The organism is Variovorax sp. 3319, assembly GCF_031456585.1.
Taxonomy (GTDB): domain Bacteria; phylum Pseudomonadota; class Gammaproteobacteria; order Burkholderiales; family Burkholderiaceae_C; genus Variovorax; species Variovorax paradoxus_P.
In genome coordinates, this window is record NZ_JAVDUZ010000002.1 from 354,192 (window position 1) to 371,665 (window position 17,474).

Below are 17,474 nucleotides of genomic sequence, written 5' to 3' on the forward strand. Positions count from 1 at the left end.
CTGTGTTCAATGAAATGGAATGGATGATGCGACGTACACGCAGCGCGAAGATCGTGGCCACGCTGGGCCCCGCCACCACCGACGAGCCGGCCATTCGTGCCCTGTTCGAGCGCGGTGTGGATGTGTTCCGGCTCAACTTCAGCCACGGCACGCAGCACGACCATGCGCGCCGGCTCGACACCATTCGCAGGCTCGAGAAAGAATTCGGCAGGCCCATCGGCGTGCTGCTCGACCTGCAAGGGCCGAAGCTGCGGCTGGGCACTTTCGAAGGCGGACGCGCGCAGCTCGACGCGGGTGCGCGCTTCCGGCTCGACATGGACAAGACCAGCGGCCACGCAGGCCGCGCACCGCTGCTGCACCCCGAGATTTTTGCGGCGCTGCAAGTGGGCACCGAGCTCCTGCTGGACGACGGCAAGCTGCGGCTGCGCGTGGACAGCTACGGCGCCGACTTTGCCGAAACCACAGTGCTCGTCGGCGGGCCCATCTCGGACCGCAAAGGGGTGAACGTGCCGAGCGTGGTGCTGCCGATTTCGCCGCTCACGCCCAAGGATCTGGACGACCTGGCCTGCGGCCTTGCAATGGGTGTGGACTGGGTGGCGCTTTCTTTCGTGCAGCGCCCTGAAGACATCGAAGAGGCGCGCGCCATCATCGGCAACCGCGCATGGATCATGGCCAAGCTCGAGAAGCCCGCGGCCATCGACCACCTGGACGCCATCGTCGACCTGTGCGACGGCGTCATGGTGGCGCGCGGCGACCTTGGCGTGGAGCTGCCGCCAGAGCGTGTGCCCGAGCTGCAGCGCCTTATCGTGCGAGCCTGCCGCAAGCGCGGCAAGCCGGTGGTGGTGGCCACGCAAATGCTCGAGTCGATGATTGCCGCACCGGTGCCCACGCGCGCCGAAGTGTCCGACGTTGCAACCGCGGTCTACGACGGCGTCGATGCGGTAATGCTCTCCGCCGAATCCGCTTCCGGCAAGTATCCGCTGGAGGCCGTGGCCATGATGGACCGCATCATCTCCCGCGTGGAAGCCGATGCGTCTTATCGCATCGGCATCGACGCCACGCATGAAGCGTCGCTCTCGACCACGGCCGACGCGGTGTGCGCCTCGATGCGGCAGGTGGCTGCGCTGCTTGCGCCCGCCGCCACCGTCACCTACACCTCTTCAGGCTTTACCAGCCTGCGTGCCGCACGCGAGCGACCGGCCGTTCCCATCCTGAGCCTTACGCCTGACGTGGCCACTGCGCGGCGCATGGCCATGGTGTGGGGCACGCACGCGGTGCTGGTCGACGATGTGCACGACGTGGCCGAGATGATCGAGTGCGCCTGCCGCGTGGCGTGCGCCGAAGGTTTCGCGAGCGCCGGCAGCGACGTGGTGGTGGTGGCCGGCCTTCCGTTCGGGCTTTCGGGAACGACGAACCTGCTGCACGTCGCGCGAATACCGTAGGCGTTCGGTTCAACGTTCTCGTCTGAATGAAGCACGCGACCCTGCGGCAGCTGAAGGTCTTCGAAGCGGTGGCGCGCCTGCTGAGTTTTTCGCGCGCCGCGGAAGAGCTGCACCTCACGCAGCCGGCCGTTTCCACGCAGGTGCGCAAGCTCGAAGAGCATGCGGGCAATGCGCTGTTCGAGCAGTTCGGCAAGAAGATCTACCTCACCCCTGCGGGCACCGAACTGCTGCAGATCAGCCGCGCGATCATCCAGCAGTTCGAGGCCGCCGAGAATGCAATGCTGCAGTTCAACGGCGTGTCGGGCGGCAAGCTCAACGTGGGCGTCATCAGCGCGGGCGACTATTTCTTTCCGCGCCTGCTCGTGGAGTTTGCAAGCCGGCACCGCGGCGTGACGCTCAACTTCACGGTGCACAACCGCGAAGGGCTCATGACCCACATTGCGGAGAACCTGACCGACCTGGCGATCATGGTGCGGCCCCCCACCGACCTGGACACCGTCAACCAGCCCTTCGCGCCGCACCCTTATGTGATTGTTGCGGCGCCCAACCATCCGCTGGTGGGCGTACCCAGCATTCCGCTGGACCGGCTGATGCGCGAGCCTTTCGTGGTGCGCGAAAAAGCCTCGGACACCTGGCATTCGATGGAAGAGGGCTTTGGCGGCGACCTGAGCGGCATCAACATTGCCATGGAAATACGCAGCACCGAAACCATCAAGCAGGCTGTGATCGCGGGCATGGGCGTGAGCTTTGTCTCGGCCCACACCATCAGCCAGGAAACCCGGGCGGGCAGCTTGCGCGTGCTCGACGTGCAAGGCTTTCCGCTGATGCTCAACTGGTACGTGGTGCACCGGCGCGCCAAGCGACTGCCGCCGGTGGCGCAAGCCTTCAAGGACTTTCTGCTCGCCGATGGTCCGGCGCTCATTTCGCAGATCGTGCCTTTCGAATCTACGGCTTGAAGAACATGGGGAGTGCCTTGCGCACCCTCCCGATGGGCCGAGGGCCCGACCGGATCAGCGGGTGCGCGCGCCTGCTGAACGCTGCAGCGCGGCACGTGCGGCCTTCGCGAAGATCACGATAGGCATGGCAGCGATGAGGCTGCGCAGGGTTTCGTTCGCGCCAAGCGAAGCGGCGTTCTTGAGTGCGCTGGAGTTCATTGCGGTGTTGTTCATGGAACGCTCCGGAAGTTGGAATGACTGTCTGCAATTATAGGGTTTACCCCTAATCTCGGCAAACCCTCTCGCCTTCGCCCCACCGCACCGCGCAGTCCGCTGGCCGTCGAAATCCATTCGCATGCAGGCGTGATTCGGCGATGTCGAAAGACACGAATCGACACACGCCGCGCAAGGGTTCCTCATTGGAGAAATCAAGCGTCATCGCGAGGTCGAGGTTCTCCGGAACTTGACTGCGGTCAAGAGCTTTTGGGGCGCTCCGTCCGACAGTCGTTCTCGCGCGGTAACCGGTCATTCAACAGACCGGGCCGCCGACCGACATCGTCGGACCTCAATACAACATGAAGACAAAGGAAACCCATGACTCGGCCTACGACAACACTTGCCGGTTCCACTCCGGCGATGTATCCCCCCCCAGGAAGACATGGCGCCGCGCCCGCGCGATCGGAGGCCTACCGATGGGGCCAACTGCTGATTGGCATCGTGTGCATGGCGATGATCGCCAACCTGCAATACGGCTGGACGCTCTTCGTCAATCCGATCGCGGAGAAGCACGGCTGGAGCCGCGCCGCGATCCAGGTGGCCTTCACGATCTTCGTGCTCACTGAAACGTGGCTCGTGCCTATCGAAGGCTATCTGGTCGATCGCTTCGGTCCGCGCCCGGTGGTGCTGGTGGGCGGCGTCCTTTGCGGCCTTGGCTGGGTGATCAATTCGGTGGCATCCACGCTGCCGGTGCTCTACATTGCCGCGGCCATCGGCGGCATTGGCGCGGGCGCGGTGTACGGTACCTGCGTGGGCAATGCGCTGAAGTGGTTTCCCGACCGGCGCGGCCTGGCGGCGGGCATGACGGCTGCGGGCTTCGGCGCCGGCTCGGCACTGACGATCATTCCCATCTCCGCGATGATTCGCACCAGTGGCTACGAGTCCGCGTTTCTCTACTTCGGCATCGGGCAGGGGCTGATCGTTTTCTTGCTGGCCTGGGCGCTGACCCGCGCGCCCGATCACGCCAAGAGCTCGGGCAGCCGCAATGTGCAGCAGTCGCAGCGCGACTACGCCCCTTCGGAAGTACTGCGCTCGCCGGTCTTCTGGGTGATGTACGCAATGTTCGTGATGGTGGCGGCCGGAGGGCTGATGGCCACGGCCCAGCTCGGGCCCATTGCGCAAGACTTCAAGATCATGGACGTGCCCGTCAACATCATGGGCCTGGCGCTGCCGGCTCTGACCTTCGCGCTTGCAATCGACCGCGTGCTCAACGGGCTCACGCGGCCTTTCTTCGGCTGGGTGTCCGACAAGATCGGGCGCGAGCAGACGATGTTCATCGCCTTCGCGCTCGAATCGGTCGGCATCCTGATGCTGTATCACTACGGCCACAACCCGATCCTCTTCGTTGTGCTCACGGGCATCGTATTCTTTGCCTGGGGCGAGATCTACAGTCTTTTTCCGTCGACCTGCGCCGACACTTTCGGATCCAGGTACGCAGCATCGAACGCCGGCATGCTCTACACCGCCAAGGGAACGGCCTCGCTGCTGGTGCCGCTCTCCAGCGTGCTCGCGGCGGCCACCGGAAGTTGGCAGGCCGTGTTCATAGCCGCCAGTGCGGTCAATGCGGCTGCGGCATTGATGGCGTGGTTCGTCCTGCGCCCGATGCGGCGCAAGCACATCGAGCAAAGCCGGCTGTCGTCATAGCCGGCACCGCGTTCGCTGCGCGTCAGCGCAGGCCGATGCGCGCAGCGCGCGAGCGCAGCACCTCGGCTTGCGCCGGATCGGTGGCTTCGATGTTGTCCGCCGCAACTTGCAGCGAACGCATCTGCTCCACCTCTCTGATGATCTTGTTCGGGCTCAGCAGCGCCTCGGCGAGCATCAGGGTCTCGTCGAGAATCGCCTTGATCGCATCGAAGAAGCTTTCGGATGCGGCGGCATGGAAGGACTGGCGAAGAGCGGGCATTGGTCAACTCCTGATTGCTTTTGAATGCCTTTATCTTCGGCTTGCGTTCGCATCAAGTAAAACGATATTAATTGCCAGTTAAGTGCAAAATTAATGCACTCAAAACCGACGCGGCATGGACATCAACCTGGCCCGAACCTTTCTCGCGATCGTGGACACCCGGAGCTTCCAGCGTGCCGCAGAGCGGCTCCACGTAACGCAAACCTCGGTGAGCGCGCGCGTGCGCACGCTCGAAGAACTGCTGGGCCGTCCGCTCTTCGTGCGCAACAAGGCGGGGGCGGTGCTCACCGCGGCAGGCGAGCAGTTCTTGCCGCATGCCACCACGCTGGTGCAGGTGTGGGAGCGCGCGCGCCATCAGGTGGCGGTGCCAAGCGGCAGCCGCGCCGTGCTCGCCATCGGCTGCGAGATCAGCCTTTGGGACCCGCTGCTGCTGCAGTGGCTGCTGTGGATGCGCACTGCCGCGCCGCACCTGGCCATTCGCACTGAAGTCGGCTTTCCGCACGACCTGCTCGACAAGGTGGCGGCCGGCGTGCTCGACATTGCCATTGCCTACGCGCCGCAGCAGCGGCCCGGGCTGCGCGTGGAGTTGCTGATCGAAGAGAAGCTCGTGATGGTGACCACCGCACAACGCCCGCGCCTTCCCAAGCCCGCAGACTATGTGTACGTGGACTGGGGCCCGGAGTTCGCGGCGCAGCACGGCCTTGCTTTTCCGGAGCTATCGAATGCCGCGGTAATGGCGGGGCTCGGGCCGCTCGGCCGCGAGTACCTGCTGGCTGCGGGCGGCACAGGCTACTTCAGGCACGACGTGGTGCGCAGCCATCTTGAATCGGGCCGGCTGCGCCGTGTGCCCAACACGCCGGAGTTTCTTTACCCGGCCTATGCGGTGTATGCGGTGGGCGCGGACGCCGCCATTGTCGAACCCGCGCTGCAGGGCCTCAGGCAGGTGGTGAAGACCAAGCCCGCCGATGCAGACTAGGTGGGAGTGAGCGTGTGCCTTGCATGCTCCACGCGCTCCTGGTGCGACTGGAGCAGCGATTCGTAGTAAAGGCACAGCGGCATTGCAATGAACACCATGCCGGCCACGTAGATGATCAGGCTCATCAGCGGAAAGTCATCGCCGCCCCAATAGGGAATGGACGCCAGCGCGGCGCCTGCTGCAATGGCTGCAATCACGCACTGGAGTGCGTTGCGCAAGAACGTGGTTCGCGAGTACCCGGGAGGGTCGTACTTCTGACGGTCCAGCGGGGAACACTCGCCCTTGTCTCCATCATCGTGCATCGTCGTTCCTTGTATTGGAGGGCGCCGATGATTCTTATCCCGGGGTATTGCCGCGGTCAAGGCGGCAGACCCGGACCTCAGTCGTACTTCAGCGTGTAGATCAGGTCGAGCCCGCTGGTTTGCCCGGCCTGCCCGCGCAACGTGAGCCGCTGCGTCAGGTCGTAGAAGATGAAGAGGGTGCCGAAGGTGCCGCCCACGCTGCGCTCGTAGGTGAGGTAGAAATCCTTCGAGAGCCGCTTGCCGAGCGTCACCGCCGACTCGCGCAGGTCGCCGCCGTTGCCCGGCCCCTTGAAGCCGAGTTCGTCCAGTCCGAAGCGGCTCGCCAGGCTGCCGCCGCTGCCACTCTTGCTGACATGGCCGATGAGCGCGAGCGCTGCCTGCTGCAGCAACGCCGACTCGCCCCCGCTGGTGGCCGAAGCACGGCCCAGCACCACCCACGAGAGGGTTTCCGCATCGGACAAGGCGGGCTCGGAATAGAGCTTGACGCGCGGCGACTGCGCGGTGCCCGTGATCTGCACGCCGGCGCGCTGCGAGATGTTGGGCCGGATGGCCAGGATGTCGAGCGACGGATTGTCGAACGGACCGTTGAAGCGCGCGAGGCCTGTTTCCACGTCGAGTTGCTGTCCGTAGGCGCGGTACTGGCCCTTGACGGTTCTGACCTCGCCGGTGATGCGCGGCGGCGCATTGAGCCGGTTGCTTCTGATTTCCAGGTCGCCTTCGAGCCGGGTCGTGATGCCGCGGCCCTGCACGGCGAAGTCGTCGCCCAGGTCGAAGTTCACCACGATGTCGGGCGGCTTTGCCGTTTGCGGCTTGGCGGCTTGGGCCTCGTTGCGCGCCGCATCGCGCTGGGCCTGTTCGGCCGCTTCGCGGTCCTTGGCGGCGGAGCGCACGACCACGTCGGAGCCCAGGCTGGGTGCGGTCTCGTCGGGCAGGATGATCACGGCGCGGTCGGTCTTGAGCTTGCCGCGCACATTGAACTGGCCGTTGTCGAGCCGTGCCTGCAGGTTGCCCGAGAGCGTGACTTGCCGGTCGGTGCGAACCAGCACGCGCAGCGCACGCAGGTCGGCTTGCAGTGCCATGCGAATGCCGGTGCCGGATGAGCCCGGTGCGCCGGCCGCGCCCCAGCCGATGTCGCCGCGCGCCGTGAGCGAGCCGCCGTCGACGGCCGCCTCGCTGGCCGCGGTGCTGCGGTTGCCGCTCTGGCCCGCTATGCGCGCGGTGCTGCCCGCGCCACCCTTGAGCGTGAACTCGGTGATCTCGACGCGCGTGCCGCTCAGCGTGGCGCGCAGGCGGCCGTCGCGCAGGTCCAACCCTTCGACGGGGGCGCGCAGCGCGAGCTTGTCGGCGCCCAGCGTGCCGTTCCAGCGCGGTGCCGCTCGGTTGCCTGCCAGAACGGCGTCTGCATCGAGCGTGCCTGCCACGCGCCAGCCGGGCGGTGCGAGCATCGACCACACGCCGAGGTTGGGCAGCGCCGCCTTGATGTTGCCGGCCAGCGGCGCATCGGCCGCCCATTGCCAGCCGTTCGCGCGTTGCTGCATGCGCGTGTTGAGGTCGGCATTGATCTTTCCGGCGCGCTCGCTGTCCCATGCCAGTGTGGCGCGCACGGCATCGCCTTGTGCGTCGAGCCGCAGCTCGGCCTGCCGCAGGCCTGCGGGCGTGCTGGGTGCCTCTGCGCCGGCGGTGGCGGTGGCGGTGGCGGAGTTCATCGTGCGCTCGCTCGCCGTGCCTGTGCCGCGGCTCGTGATGCGCGTCACCAAGGCTGCTTCGCCCGCCTGCACCCGGATGTCGCCGCTCTGCCGTGCCAGCCGCGCCTGGGCCCGCAGCGTGTCGCCGGCGTCTATGTCCCAGTCGCCATCGAACATCAGGTCGCCGCTCACGCCCAGTTCATTGAAGGTGGCGCTCGCGCCGAAAGCCTCGGCCCATGCCATCGGAAGGCCCTGCAGCTTGCCCTTGGACTGCACGCGAAAAGCCTGGTTGGGCGCCACGCCGCTTCGGCTGAAGCGCAGCGGCTGCCATTCGATGCGAACGGTGCCGGGGGCCGGCCCACGCAGGGTGGCAGTGGCCGCGGAGGCTTCGAGGTCGAGGCGGCTGGTGGCGCCGCTTCCGCTGGTCTTGATGGTGGCGGCGACTTCGCGGCCAAGCTCCAGCGTCCATGGCGCCGCGGCAGCACCCGCAGCAGCCGTGCTGGCCCGCGCGGTGTCTTGTGCTTGCACGCGCAGGCTGGCGAGTGTGGCGCGCCATTGGTTGGGCCCCGCAAGGCCACCGTTCGCGCGGGTGTCGAGCGTGAGCTTTTGCGTGCCGGTGGTGGCCTCACCCTGCAGCGCAAGCGTGGCCTGCGCGAGGCTGCCGTCGAGGTTGGCGCGAACGTCCTTCAATTGAACCGTGGTTGCTGCAGCATTGGCATTGGCATTGGCATTGGCCGCCGCCATGCGCAGTTCGAGGCGCGGCACGCCGAGCGTGGCCTTGATGCTCGGCTCTGCCGCGCCGCGCTGGGCCGGCGCACCGGGGTTCTCGAGGCGGCGCTGAATGGTCTGCCAGCCGCCTTGCCAGCTGGCGTCCAGCCGCGCGGAGCCCTTGGCCGTCTTGCCCGCGAACACGTTGGACAGTTCGGGCAGGCCTTCGATCCAGCGCTGCACGGCGTCGGCATCGTCGATGCGCGCCTTGATGTCGCCACTCCCCTGGGCCGGCGCGATGCGGCCTTCGAGCTCCGCACCGCCGCCCGGCAAGGCCAGCTCGAGCTTGCCGCTCGCAGCCTGTTCGGCCACGCGCACCTGCAGCTTGCCGGCAATGCTGGCGCCTTCGGCCTCCAGGCGCAGCGTTCGCAAGTCGAGCACCTGGTTTTTCCATTGGCCCTGCGCAACCGCGCGGTCGAGGCCGAAGCCGGGCATCGCCTTGCTGCCGGCGCCGCCCTCAGCCCGCAGCGCCAGGTCGAAGCCGATGGTGTCTTCGCGCTGCTGCGCGGTGGCCGTGCCGTTGATGGGTGCGCCCGACAACTCGCTGTGCAGCAGGCCGGCGCGCACACCGCGCACAGTTGCGCGCACTTGCCATGGCGCAGGGGCGGGGCTCCAGCGGCCCTCTGCTTCAATGCGGCCGCCACCCGCGCGCACCACGGCCTCCGGAATCGTCCAGTTGGTGCCGTCGAAGCCTACGCGCGCCTCGACCTGCTCGAGTGGAAGCGCGCCCTTGTCCCAAGGTCCGGGTAACGCATTGCGGATGCTGGCCGAGGCTTGCCAGGCGGCCGGACCGGTGGCCGGATCGGGCTGGAGCTCGACCGTGCCGGTAAGGCGGGTGCGCGGTGCGTCGGGCCATAGCGCGGCCGCATCCACGTTGCGAAGATCGGCCTTGGCATCGATGACGGGCTGCGGCAGCCAAGGTGCAATGTTGGCTTGCAGCCTGGCTTCCATCGGGTCTTCCGCGGCGGGCTCGGCCGGCTTCAGCTCGGCGGCTATCTGCAGCCGTGCATCGGTGCCGGCAAGGTTGCCCTTGATGGCTGCCTGGGCCAGCACGTCGATGCTGCGGCCTTCCGCCAGCGGGGCTTTCACGCGGCCGTTCAGCGCGGCGTCCAGCGCCATGGGTGCGGGGCCCTGCAGCTTTACGCGTGCGCTGTAGTGGCCTTCGGCAATGTCGACGCCCTTCACCTCCAGCTGATGTTCGGCGCCGGTGTAGCGGTAGCTCCCGGCAAGCTGGTTGGCCTGGAGCGCGGGTGGGCCGGCCCAGCGCAGCTCGTCGATGCGAAACGGCACATCGACCTCGATGGGCAGCGCAAGCTGCTCGAGCGGCTCGGTGGGCGTGTCGCTCGGCGGGCCGCGCTTTTCGATGAGGAGCCGTGCCGCATGCACCTCGCCGAGTTGCACCTTGCGCTTGAAGAGCGGTGCCAGTTGCCAGCCGATGTCAGCCTCATGCACCTCGACAGCCAGCTTCTCGCTTTGCCAGCGCAGCCAGCCAATGCGCCCACCGGTGCGCAGCGATCCGGTCACGTCGCGGCTTTCGAGTGTTTGTCCGGCGGGCAGGTAGCGCGCGGCCTTGGCAAGCGCAAAGGCCAGCGACTGGTTGGAGCCGATCCACCACCACGCGCCCGCACCGAGCACAAGCACCAGCGCAAGCAGGCCCGCGGCAGTCCAGCCCAGCCCGCGCAGCACCCGGCGCGTGCGTGAGCGCCGGGCGCGCGGCTGTGCCTTCTCGGGCTGGTGTTCGGCGTCAGTCTGCATCGATGCGCGTTTTGTCAGAAGGTGAAGCCCAGGCGGAAGTGAAGGCGGAACTTCTTCGTGTCCACGCCATAGGCAAGGTCGGCCTGCACCGGTCCCACCGGGCTGCGCCAGCGCGCGCCCACGCCCACGCCAACCTTGGGCTTGAGTTCTCCGGGCTTGTCGGCCACGGCGCCCGCATCGACGAAGACGGTGCTTTCCCACTCGGTGAGCTTGTCGTTGTAGACAAAGGGCCGTTGCCATTCGAGGCTCATCACGCCCAGGTAGCGGCCCGCCACGATCTGGCCGTCGCTGCGCACGGTGCCTATCTGGCGGTAGCTGTAGCCGCGCACCGTGGTGTCGCCGCCGGTCAGGAACATCAGCGTGGAGGGAATCTGCGCGCTCTCCTTGGCGGCCACCGCGCCGGCTTCGGCCCGCAGCTGGAGCCGGCTGCGGCGTGCCAGCGTGGCGGCGTCCTGTCCGTTCGCAAAGCCTAGGGGCAGCACGCCTAGCCAGCGCGCATAGGTGCGCGTGAAAGGCAGTTGCTCGCCCGTCAGCGTGTAGCCCGCGGCCAGCTCGAGCGCCAGGCCATAGCCGCGGGTGGGTGCAGCGTTGTCGTCGAAGTAGCGGCCGGTCCAGCCCCAGTTGGCAGTCACGGCGGAGGCCGAGGGCGGCGCGTTGGTGCCGCGGTTCTGCGCGTAGTCGTATTGCAGGAAGTAGCTGCGGTCGATGTGGCCGCCCGACTTGTTGCGCCCGCTGCGCACGCGGCCGCTGTCGACCACATAGCTGCCCGAGGTTTCGCTCTTGAGTTCGGCGCCCGCAAACCAGCGCCATCCGGTGTCGTCGGGAATCGCGTTCCACTCGGTGCCCAGCAACTTGGTGTCCCGGTCGATAGACAGGCGCGACACCGCGCGCCAGCCGAGCAGGGGCAGGCGGTTGTGGATGTGGTCGACGGAAAGGCGCGGCCCGTTGTCGGTGGTGAAGCCGGCGCCGAGCACCACCTTCTGCATGGGGGCTTCGCGCAATTGCGCGATCACGGGGGCGGCGAGCGGCGTGCCGCTTTCGGTGTCGAGGGTAAGAAAAACCGAGTCGTAGTAGCCGCTGCTCGCCAGGCGCTGCTGGGCATCGAGCAGCTTCTGCTGGTCGTAGTCGGTGCCGGTGGGAAGCTGCGCAATGCGGCGCGCGCCGTCGGCGTCGTAGCGCTCGACGCCGCGCAGCACGAGCGGGCCGAAGCGGTAGGCAGGGCCCGATTGATAGGTGACGCTGAGCCGCACCTCCTGCCGGTCCGCATCGACCTCGGCGTGGCTCATTTCGATGCTGCCGGTGGGAAAGCGCTTGGCCGTGAGGCTGCGCAAGGCGGTGTTCTTGGCGTTGTCCCAGCCTTGCTGGGTGAAGGGCTGGCCCGCCCGCAGTGCCCAGGCAGTGCGGATCGAATCGCGCTGTGCCTCGGCGGTGGGGTCGCTGGCAATCTGGCCGCCGTAGCTGATTTGCACGGTGCTCACGCGGGTGAGCTCGCCGGGCTCTACGGTAATGACGATCTCGCGCGGGGCCTTTGTGCTGGCCGGCGTTTCGTTGAGCTCCAGCGTAAGCGTGGGCGTGAAGTAGCCCAGCGTGCCGAGCAGCTCGCGGGCATTGGCTTCGGCCGCCACCATGAGCCGCGAGATCTCCGTGGCGCCCAGGTCGTCGAGCGTTCGGTAGCGCTGGATGTCCAGGTGCAGCGAGAGATATTCGCGAACCGCGGCAGGGCCGCGAACATCTACCGTGAAGGCATCGCGCCGGCCGCGCTTCTCGCCTTCCTTTTTACTTTCGTCAGCGCTTGTGGCCGCGGTGTCGCCGCTGCGCACCAGCACCGGGGGAGGGGAGTCCTTGGTTGTGTCTTTCTTGGGCAGCAGGCTGCATCCCTGCAAAAGCAGGACGCCGCAAAAAAGCAAAGCCGGCAACCATGCCGGCGCAAAGACTTGGACCACCCTGAACATGGGCGGATTTTGACAGCATGGCGAGCGCGCTCCAGAAGCATCCGGAAACAGGTTCGCCCCACCCACCCCCGCTTACTTCGAAAGCATTCGCATGGCTTCTTCGAGGCCGCGCAGTGTCAGTGGGTACATGCGGTTGGACATGAGCTGCTGCATGACGGCAATGCTCTGGCGGTATTGCCATACGCCTTGCGGCTCGGGGTTGATCCAGGCGAACTTCGGAAACGCATGCGTCAGGCGCTGGACCCACTCGGCGCCGGCTTCCTCGTTGTTGTATTCAACGCTGCCGCCGGGCTGCAGGATTTCGTAGGGGCTCATGGTCGCGTCGCCGACGAAGATGAGCTTGTAGTCCTTGTTGTACTTGCGCAGGATGTCCCAGGTTGCGAACTTCTCGGAGAAGCGGCGCTTGTTGTTCTTCCACATGAAGTCGTACACGCAGTTGTGGAAGTAATAGAACTCCAGGTGCTTGAACTCGGTCTTCACGGCCGAGAACAGCTCTTCCACCCGCTGGATGTGCTCGTCCATGGTGCCGCCCACGTCCATCAGCAGCAGCACCTTCACGTTGTTGTGGCGCTCCGGCCGCATCTTGATGTCGAGGTAGCCGGCATTGGCCGCGGTGGAGTGGATGGTGTCGTCCAGGTCCAGCTCTTCGTCGTGGCCTTCGCGCGCAAACTTGCGCAGCCGCCGCAGCGCCACCTTGATGTTGCGCGTGCCCAGCTCCTGGCTGTCGTCGTAGTCCTTGTAGGCGCGCTGGTCCCACACCTTCACGGCGCTCTTGTTCTTGCCCGCGCCGCCGATGCGAATGCCCTGCGGGTTGTAGCCGCCGTGGCCGAAAGGCGAGGTGCCGCCCGTGCCGATCCACTTGTTGCCGCCCTCATGGCGTTCTTTCTGCTCTTCGAAGCGCTTCTTGAGCGTTTCCATGAGTTCGTCCCAGCCCATCTTCTCGATCTTGGCTTTTTCCTCGGCGGTGAACTCCCGCTCCAGCGTCTTGCGCAGCCAGTCGAGCGGCACTTCCTTGGTGAAGTCGGCCAGCATTTCGACGCCCTTGAAGTAGGCGGCAAAGGCGCGGTCGAACTTGTCGTAGTGCTTCTCGTCCTTGACGAGCGCGGTGCGCGAGAGATAGTAGAAGTCGTCGATGCCGTAGGCGCCGTCGGAATTAGGCCCCACCACGTCGGCCTGCAGCGCCTCGAGCAGCGTGAGGTATTCCTTGACCGACACCGGCAGCTTGGCCGAGCGCAGCGTGTAGAAGAAATCGATCAGCATGGCGGGCTTTTCTTTCCTTGAGCTTTTCTTCAGCTTCGCGGCTTGTCGAGCAGGTAAAGCAACTGTGCCTTCACCTCGGGCCACTCGCCCGAGCGCAGGCTGTACATCACCGTGTCGCGGATCGTTCCGTCGCGGCGCATTGCGTGCCCGCGAATCACGCCGTCCTTCCTGGCGCCGAGCCGCTCGATGGCTTGCTGCGAAGCAAAGTTGAAATTGTCGGTGCGCCAGCCCACCACGTTGCAGCCGAGGGTATCGAAGGCGTGCGTCAGCATGAGCAGCTTGCAGGTGGTGTTGACGTGCGTGCGCTGGCAGCGCCTGGCGTACCAGGTGTAGCCGATCTCCACGCGCTTCACGGCCGGCAGGATGTCGTGAAAGCTGGTGCTGCCGAGCACGGTGCCGGTTTCGGCCTCGGTCACGGCAAACGCAAAGCGGTGGCCGGCTTCGCGGCCCTGCAGGGCAGTTTCGATGTAGGCACGGGTTTCGTGCGGCTCGGGCACGGAGGTGACGCGCAGCTTCCAGAGCTCGCCGTCGGCCGCGGCGGCGCGCAGGCCCTCTTCATGGGCAAGCGACAGCGGCACCAGGGCCAGGTCGCGTGCCTTCAGCGTGACAGGTTCGACGAACGCCATCTTGCAGACACCCTTCTCGGTTGATTTTTTCAGCGCTGCGGCTTGCCGTACTTGCGGTCGTACCAGGCGCGCGCCAGTTGCACGCCGCCGCCGCCGCCCAGGCCGATCAGCAGAATGCCGAAGATCTCCCGGTTGCCATAGCCGTTGGCGCCGAAGGCATCGAGCCCCAGTTGCAGGCCGATCCAGCGGCCAAGCAGTGCACCGGCCACAAACAGCACGGCCTGCGCAACGCCCAGCTTGAGCAGCTGGCCCACCGGATGCGGCGCCTGTGGCTCGCTCACAGGGAAACCTCCGTGCTTCGCACTGCGGTGCGAATCCCCTTCGAAGCGGCCGGGCGGGGACTCATCGGTTATTTCGCTGCATGAAGACGAGCTTTTCGAACAGCGTCACGTCTTGCTCGTTCTTGAGCAGGGCGCCCACCAGGGGTGGCACCGCAACTTTGTCGTCCTTGCTCTGCAGGGCTTCGAGCGGAATGTCCTCGGCCACCAGCAGCTTGAGCCAGTCGAGCAGTTCGGAGGTGGAAGGCTTCTTCTTCAGGCCGGGCAGGTTGCGCACGTCGTAGAACGTCTTCATTGCGGCCGTGAGCAGCTCTTGCTTCAGGCCGGGAAAGTGCACCGCGACAATGTGCTTCATCGTCTCGGCATCTGGGAACTTGATGTAGTGGAAGAAGCAGCGGCGCAGGAAGGCGTCGGGCAGTTCTTTCTCGTTGTTGGAGGTGATGAACACCACCGGCCGGTGCTTGGCGCGGATGAGTTCGCGCGTTTCGTAGCAGTAGAACTCCATGCGGTCGATTTCTCGCAGCAGGTCGTTCGGAAACTCGATGTCCGCCTTGTCGATCTCGTCGATGAGGAGCGCCACCGGCTGGTCGGCCGTGAAGGCCTGCCAGAGCACGCCCTTGACGATGTAGTTCTGGATGTCCTTGACGCGCTCGCCGCCGTCCACGTCCTTGAGTTGCGAGTCGCGCAGGCGGCTCACAGCGTCGTATTCGTACAGGCCCTGCTGCGCCTTGGTGGTCGATTTGATGTGCCACTGCAGGAGCGGCAGCCCGAGCGATTCGGCCACTTCTTCCGCCAGCATGGTCTTGCCGGTGCCGGGCTCGCCCTTGACGAGCAGCGGGCGCTTGAGGGTGATGGCGGCATTGACTGCCAGCATCAGGTCCTGAGTGGCAACGTAGTTGTCTGAGCCCTTGAATTTCATGAGTGGACAGGAAGCAGGTGGAGAAGGCAGGGTGGAGAAAAGAACACACTCGATCCGGTTCGCGCAACCTCTTGGGCGGCTTGCCGGGGGTCTTGCAAGACCCTTGCATATAATCGAATGTTGATTCGAAAAACTGTATCTCCACGAGATTGTGCGCGCAAAATGAACAAGTTGTTGACCACGATGTTTGCCTTCGCTGTCGCTTGCGTGACGGTCTCGGCGCAAGCCCAGCAAGTCACGGGCAAGGCCCAGGACGGTTCCAAGAAGGTGGCAATGTGCGTGGGCTGCCACGGCATCATCGGCTACCAGGCCAGCTTTCCGGAGATCCACAAGGTTCCGATGATTGCCGGCCAGAGCGCCAGCTACATCACTGCCGCGCTCACCGCCTACAAGGGCGGCGACCGCAAGCACCCCACCATGCGCGCCATTGCCGACAGCCTGAGCGAGCAGGACATTGCCGACGTGGCCGCCTACTACAGCCAGCTGGGCCTGAAGGAAGGCGACGCGCCCCCGGCCGAAATGGCCAAGCCAATGCCTGAAAACATCCAGGCCCTGGTGTCGCGCGACAAGGACAACAGCTGCACCAAGTGCCACGGCGCCAACTTCAATACGCCGAACGATGGCACCGTGCCCAAGCTGGCCGGCCAGCATGCCGATTACCTCTTCGTCGCGCTCAAGTCGTACCGCGTCAAGAACAACCTGCACCTGGGCCGTTCGAACGCCGTCATGGCGCAGCAGGTCGAGCCCAAGAAGTTCACCAACGCCGAACTCAAGACGCTCGCCAACTACATCAGCACGCTGCCCGGCGAGCTCAAGACGGTGCCGGAATCGCGCCTGCACCGCAGCGGCGGCCAGTAACCAGCCAGGCCTGGCAGCGCAACCCGGCTGCCGCGCACAAGAAAAAGCCCGCTTCGAGCGGGCTTTTCTGCGTCTGGCGGGTTCGTCTTGGGTCAGACGTCGAAGAACACCGTTTCGTCTGCGCCCTGCATGCGGATGTCGATGCGGTAGCTCACCGCGCCGCCGCGCTCCACGCGCTCGGCAATCAGCGTGTGGCGGCGCTCGGCCGGCACGCTCGCCAGCACGGCGTCTTTCGCATTGGCTTCGGCCTCGTCGCTGAAATACACGCGCGTGAACGCATGCAGCAGCAGGCCGCGCATCAGCACGATCACGTTGATGTGCGGGGCTTCGCCCAGTGTTTCAGCGCCCGGCTTCACGGTGTGGAACAAGAAGCGGTTCTGCGGATCGGTGCCCGTGCCGGCGCGTCCGAAGGCGCGAAAGCCCATTTCGCTGGCCTCGGCCGGGGTTTGCGGGTAATGGCCTTCGCCGTCTGCCTGGCTGATTTCGACCAGCGCGTCGCCAATCGGGTTGCCGTCGCCGTCGAGCACGCGGCCTTCGAGGCGAATGCGCTCGCCTCGGGCGTTGTCCAGCGCCACGGCGGCGTCGAAGGGCTGGTTGAAGTCGTAGCCGTACTGCGTCGCGGTAAGGCCGTAGGCGAAGTAGGGGCCCACGGTCTGGGAAGGGGTCTGGCCGAAGTCGGCTTCCTGGGCGGTCATCAATGGCATGGGAAATCCTTTCAGCGGTTCTCGAACGGCGTTTCGTCGGCGCCGCGCAGCACGATGTCGAACTGGTAGCCCAGCGCGTAGCCCTCTTCGGTGATGTCGAGGCTGAAGTCGGCAATCAGGCGGTTGCGGTAGCGCTCGGGCGTGCCGGTGACCATGGGGTCGTACTGCAGCAGCGGATCGCCGGGAAAGTACATCTGCGTGACCAGGCGGCTCGCAAAGCTCTGGCCGAAAAGCGACAGGTGAATGTGCTGCGGACGCCAGGCGTTCGGATGGTTGCCCCACGGGTACGCGCCGGGCTTGATGGTGAGAAAGCGATAGCGGCCTTCGCTGTCCGTCAGGCAGCGGCCGGCGCCCAGAAAGTTGGGGTCGAGCGGTGCGTCGTGCTGGTCGACCTTGTGCACGTAGCGGCCCGATGCGTTGGCCTGCCACAGCTCGACCAGCGTATTGGCCACCGGGCGGCGGCGTTCGTCGAGCACCTGGCCGGTCAGGATCATGCGTTCGCCCAGCGGCTCGCCGTTCTTGCGGGCGTTGCGCGTCAGGTCGTGGTCGAACTCGCCGATGCTGTCGTGGCCATAGACCGGCTGCTGCAGTTCGCCCAGCGAGGCCTTCAGCGGCACCAGCGGCTTTTGCGGGCCCCGCTTCACGGTGGACTTGTAGCCGGGGTAGACATAAGAGGGGTGTGCCTCCCAGTCGCGCGGCGTGAGGACGGCCGAGGAGGCCTTCGTTTTGGTCAACATGTCGTTGTCTCCTGTCGTGGGGGACGGATCGAATCCGGAACCCGAACTTTAGAAGTCCCGTTCGATGATGTAAATTGAAGATTGATTCGTTTTGAATA

Annotated in this window: 16 protein-coding genes; 5 read left to right on the plus strand and 11 right to left on the minus strand. The window is 65.8% G+C overall.

The features are described from left to right. The first annotated feature begins 26 nt into the window (after positions 1–26). Together pyk and J2X67_RS06000 are read left to right on the plus strand one after the other, a co-directional pair. Positions 27–1,442: a pyruvate kinase gene (pyk, locus tag J2X67_RS05995; protein ID WP_309951369.1), complete on the plus strand. Its 1,416-nt coding sequence runs from the start codon at positions 27–29 to the stop codon at positions 1,440–1,442. A 26-nt stretch (positions 1,443–1,468) separates the two neighbouring features. Continuing rightward, entirely contained in the window at positions 1,469–2,398 is a 930-nt protein-coding gene (locus J2X67_RS06000) for a LysR family transcriptional regulator (RefSeq protein ID WP_309951371.1), read from the plus strand. Positions 2,399–2,452: 54 nt separating this feature from the next. Here the strand turns inward: J2X67_RS06000 and J2X67_RS06005 are convergent, their stop codons facing one another. Further along, the gene (locus tag J2X67_RS06005) at positions 2,453–2,611 is read right to left on the minus strand and encodes a hypothetical protein (protein WP_309951373.1); all 159 of its coding nucleotides are present in this window, start codon (positions 2,609–2,611) and stop codon (positions 2,453–2,455) included. Between the two features lie 402 nt (positions 2,612–3,013). On the opposite strand from J2X67_RS06005, the gene oxlT reads away from it, so the two are divergent. Then, positions 3,014–4,297: an oxalate/formate MFS antiporter gene (gene oxlT, locus J2X67_RS06010; protein ID WP_409050466.1), complete on the plus strand. Its 1,284-nt coding sequence runs from the start codon at positions 3,014–3,016 to the stop codon at positions 4,295–4,297. A gap of 22 nt (positions 4,298–4,319) precedes the next feature. Here oxlT and J2X67_RS06015 read toward each other — a convergent pair whose 3' ends face one another. After that, positions 4,320–4,556, minus strand: a complete 237-nt coding sequence (locus J2X67_RS06015; protein WP_309951376.1) for a hypothetical protein — start codon at positions 4,554–4,556, stop codon at positions 4,320–4,322. Between the two features lie 115 nt (positions 4,557–4,671). Here J2X67_RS06015 and J2X67_RS06020 point away from each other — a divergent pair, with 115 nt between their 5' ends. Further along, positions 4,672–5,532, plus strand: coding sequence for a LysR family transcriptional regulator (locus J2X67_RS06020; protein WP_309951377.1), 861 nt, complete (start codon positions 4,672–4,674; stop codon positions 5,530–5,532). Here J2X67_RS06020 and J2X67_RS06025 read toward each other — a convergent pair. The 7 genes from J2X67_RS06025 to J2X67_RS06055 form a co-directional block, all read right to left on the minus strand. Continuing rightward, positions 5,529–5,834, minus strand: coding sequence for a hypothetical protein (locus J2X67_RS06025; protein ID WP_309951379.1), 306 nt, complete (start codon positions 5,832–5,834; stop codon positions 5,529–5,531). The two genes, J2X67_RS06020 and J2X67_RS06025, sit on opposite strands and share 4 nt — an antisense overlap. Positions 5,835–5,911: 77 nt before the next feature. Continuing rightward, on the minus strand, positions 5,912–10,042 hold the full coding sequence (locus J2X67_RS06030; RefSeq protein ID WP_309951381.1) for a translocation/assembly module TamB domain-containing protein: 4,131 nt from the start codon (positions 10,040–10,042) through the stop codon (positions 5,912–5,914). A gap of 14 nt (positions 10,043–10,056) precedes the next feature. After that, complete coding sequence (locus J2X67_RS06035; RefSeq protein ID WP_309951385.1) at positions 10,057–11,994, minus strand: BamA/TamA family outer membrane protein; 1,938 nt, start codon at positions 11,992–11,994, stop codon at positions 10,057–10,059. A 72-nt stretch (positions 11,995–12,066) separates the two neighbouring features. Continuing rightward, positions 12,067–13,254, minus strand: coding sequence for a VWA domain-containing protein (locus J2X67_RS06040; protein ID WP_309951386.1), 1,188 nt, complete (start codon positions 13,252–13,254; stop codon positions 12,067–12,069). A 29-nt stretch (positions 13,255–13,283) separates the two neighbouring features. After that, a complete protein-coding gene (locus J2X67_RS06045; protein WP_309951388.1) occupies positions 13,284–13,880 on the minus strand; it encodes a GNAT family N-acetyltransferase in 597 nt (198 codons plus the stop codon). A 29-nt stretch (positions 13,881–13,909) separates the two neighbouring features. Further along, positions 13,910–14,161, minus strand: a complete 252-nt coding sequence (locus J2X67_RS06050; RefSeq protein ID WP_309951390.1) for a hypothetical protein — start codon at positions 14,159–14,161, stop codon at positions 13,910–13,912. Between the two features lie 61 nt (positions 14,162–14,222). Beyond that, positions 14,223–15,077 carry a MoxR family ATPase gene (locus J2X67_RS06055; protein ID WP_157615886.1) on the minus strand — a complete coding sequence of 285 codons (855 nt, stop codon included), beginning with the start codon at positions 15,075–15,077 and terminating at the stop codon, positions 14,223–14,225. A gap of 162 nt (positions 15,078–15,239) precedes the next feature. Between J2X67_RS06055 and J2X67_RS06060 the strand changes: the two genes are divergently transcribed. Then, a complete protein-coding gene (locus J2X67_RS06060) occupies positions 15,240–15,935 on the plus strand; it encodes a c-type cytochrome (protein WP_309951392.1) in 696 nt (231 codons plus the stop codon). A 92-nt stretch (positions 15,936–16,027) separates the two neighbouring features. On the opposite strand, the gene pcaG is transcribed toward J2X67_RS06060, so the two are convergent. After that, on the minus strand, positions 16,028–16,639 hold the full coding sequence (gene pcaG, locus J2X67_RS06065; RefSeq protein WP_309951393.1) for a protocatechuate 3,4-dioxygenase subunit alpha: 612 nt from the start codon (positions 16,637–16,639) through the stop codon (positions 16,028–16,030). Between the two features lie 11 nt (positions 16,640–16,650). Then, positions 16,651–17,376, minus strand: coding sequence for a protocatechuate 3,4-dioxygenase subunit beta (gene pcaH / locus J2X67_RS06070; RefSeq protein ID WP_309951396.1), 726 nt, complete (start codon positions 17,374–17,376; stop codon positions 16,651–16,653). Positions 17,377–17,474: the final 98 nt, after the last annotated feature.

Coding starts and splice junctions, on each gene's coding strand:
- pyk (WP_309951369.1), top strand. CDS start 27: ATGCGACGTACACGCAGCGCGAAGATCGTGGCCACGCTGGGCCCCGCC.
- J2X67_RS06000 (WP_309951371.1), top strand. CDS start 1,469: ATGAAGCACGCGACCCTGCGGCAGCTGAAGGTCTTCGAAGCGGTGGCG.
- J2X67_RS06005 (WP_309951373.1), bottom strand. CDS start 2,611: ATGAACAACACCGCAATGAACTCCAGCGCACTCAAGAACGCCGCTTCG.
- oxlT (WP_409050466.1), top strand. CDS start 3,014: ATGTATCCCCCCCCAGGAAGACATGGCGCCGCGCCCGCGCGATCGGAG.
- J2X67_RS06015 (WP_309951376.1), bottom strand. CDS start 4,556: ATGCCCGCTCTTCGCCAGTCCTTCCATGCCGCCGCATCCGAAAGCTTC.
- J2X67_RS06020 (WP_309951377.1), top strand. CDS start 4,672: ATGGACATCAACCTGGCCCGAACCTTTCTCGCGATCGTGGACACCCGG.
- J2X67_RS06025 (WP_309951379.1), bottom strand. CDS start 5,834: ATGCACGATGATGGAGACAAGGGCGAGTGTTCCCCGCTGGACCGTCAG.
- J2X67_RS06030 (WP_309951381.1), bottom strand. CDS start 10,042: ATGCAGACTGACGCCGAACACCAGCCCGAGAAGGCACAGCCGCGCGCC.
- J2X67_RS06035 (WP_309951385.1), bottom strand. CDS start 11,994: ATGTTCAGGGTGGTCCAAGTCTTTGCGCCGGCATGGTTGCCGGCTTTG.
- J2X67_RS06040 (WP_309951386.1), bottom strand. CDS start 13,254: ATGCTGATCGATTTCTTCTACACGCTGCGCTCGGCCAAGCTGCCGGTG.
- J2X67_RS06045 (WP_309951388.1), bottom strand. CDS start 13,880: ATGGCGTTCGTCGAACCTGTCACGCTGAAGGCACGCGACCTGGCCCTG.
- J2X67_RS06055 (WP_157615886.1), bottom strand. CDS start 15,077: ATGAAATTCAAGGGCTCAGACAACTACGTTGCCACTCAGGACCTGATG.
- J2X67_RS06060 (WP_309951392.1), top strand. CDS start 15,240: ATGAACAAGTTGTTGACCACGATGTTTGCCTTCGCTGTCGCTTGCGTG.
- pcaG (WP_309951393.1), bottom strand. CDS start 16,639: ATGCCATTGATGACCGCCCAGGAAGCCGACTTCGGCCAGACCCCTTCC.
- pcaH (WP_309951396.1), bottom strand. CDS start 17,376: ATGTTGACCAAAACGAAGGCCTCCTCGGCCGTCCTCACGCCGCGCGAC.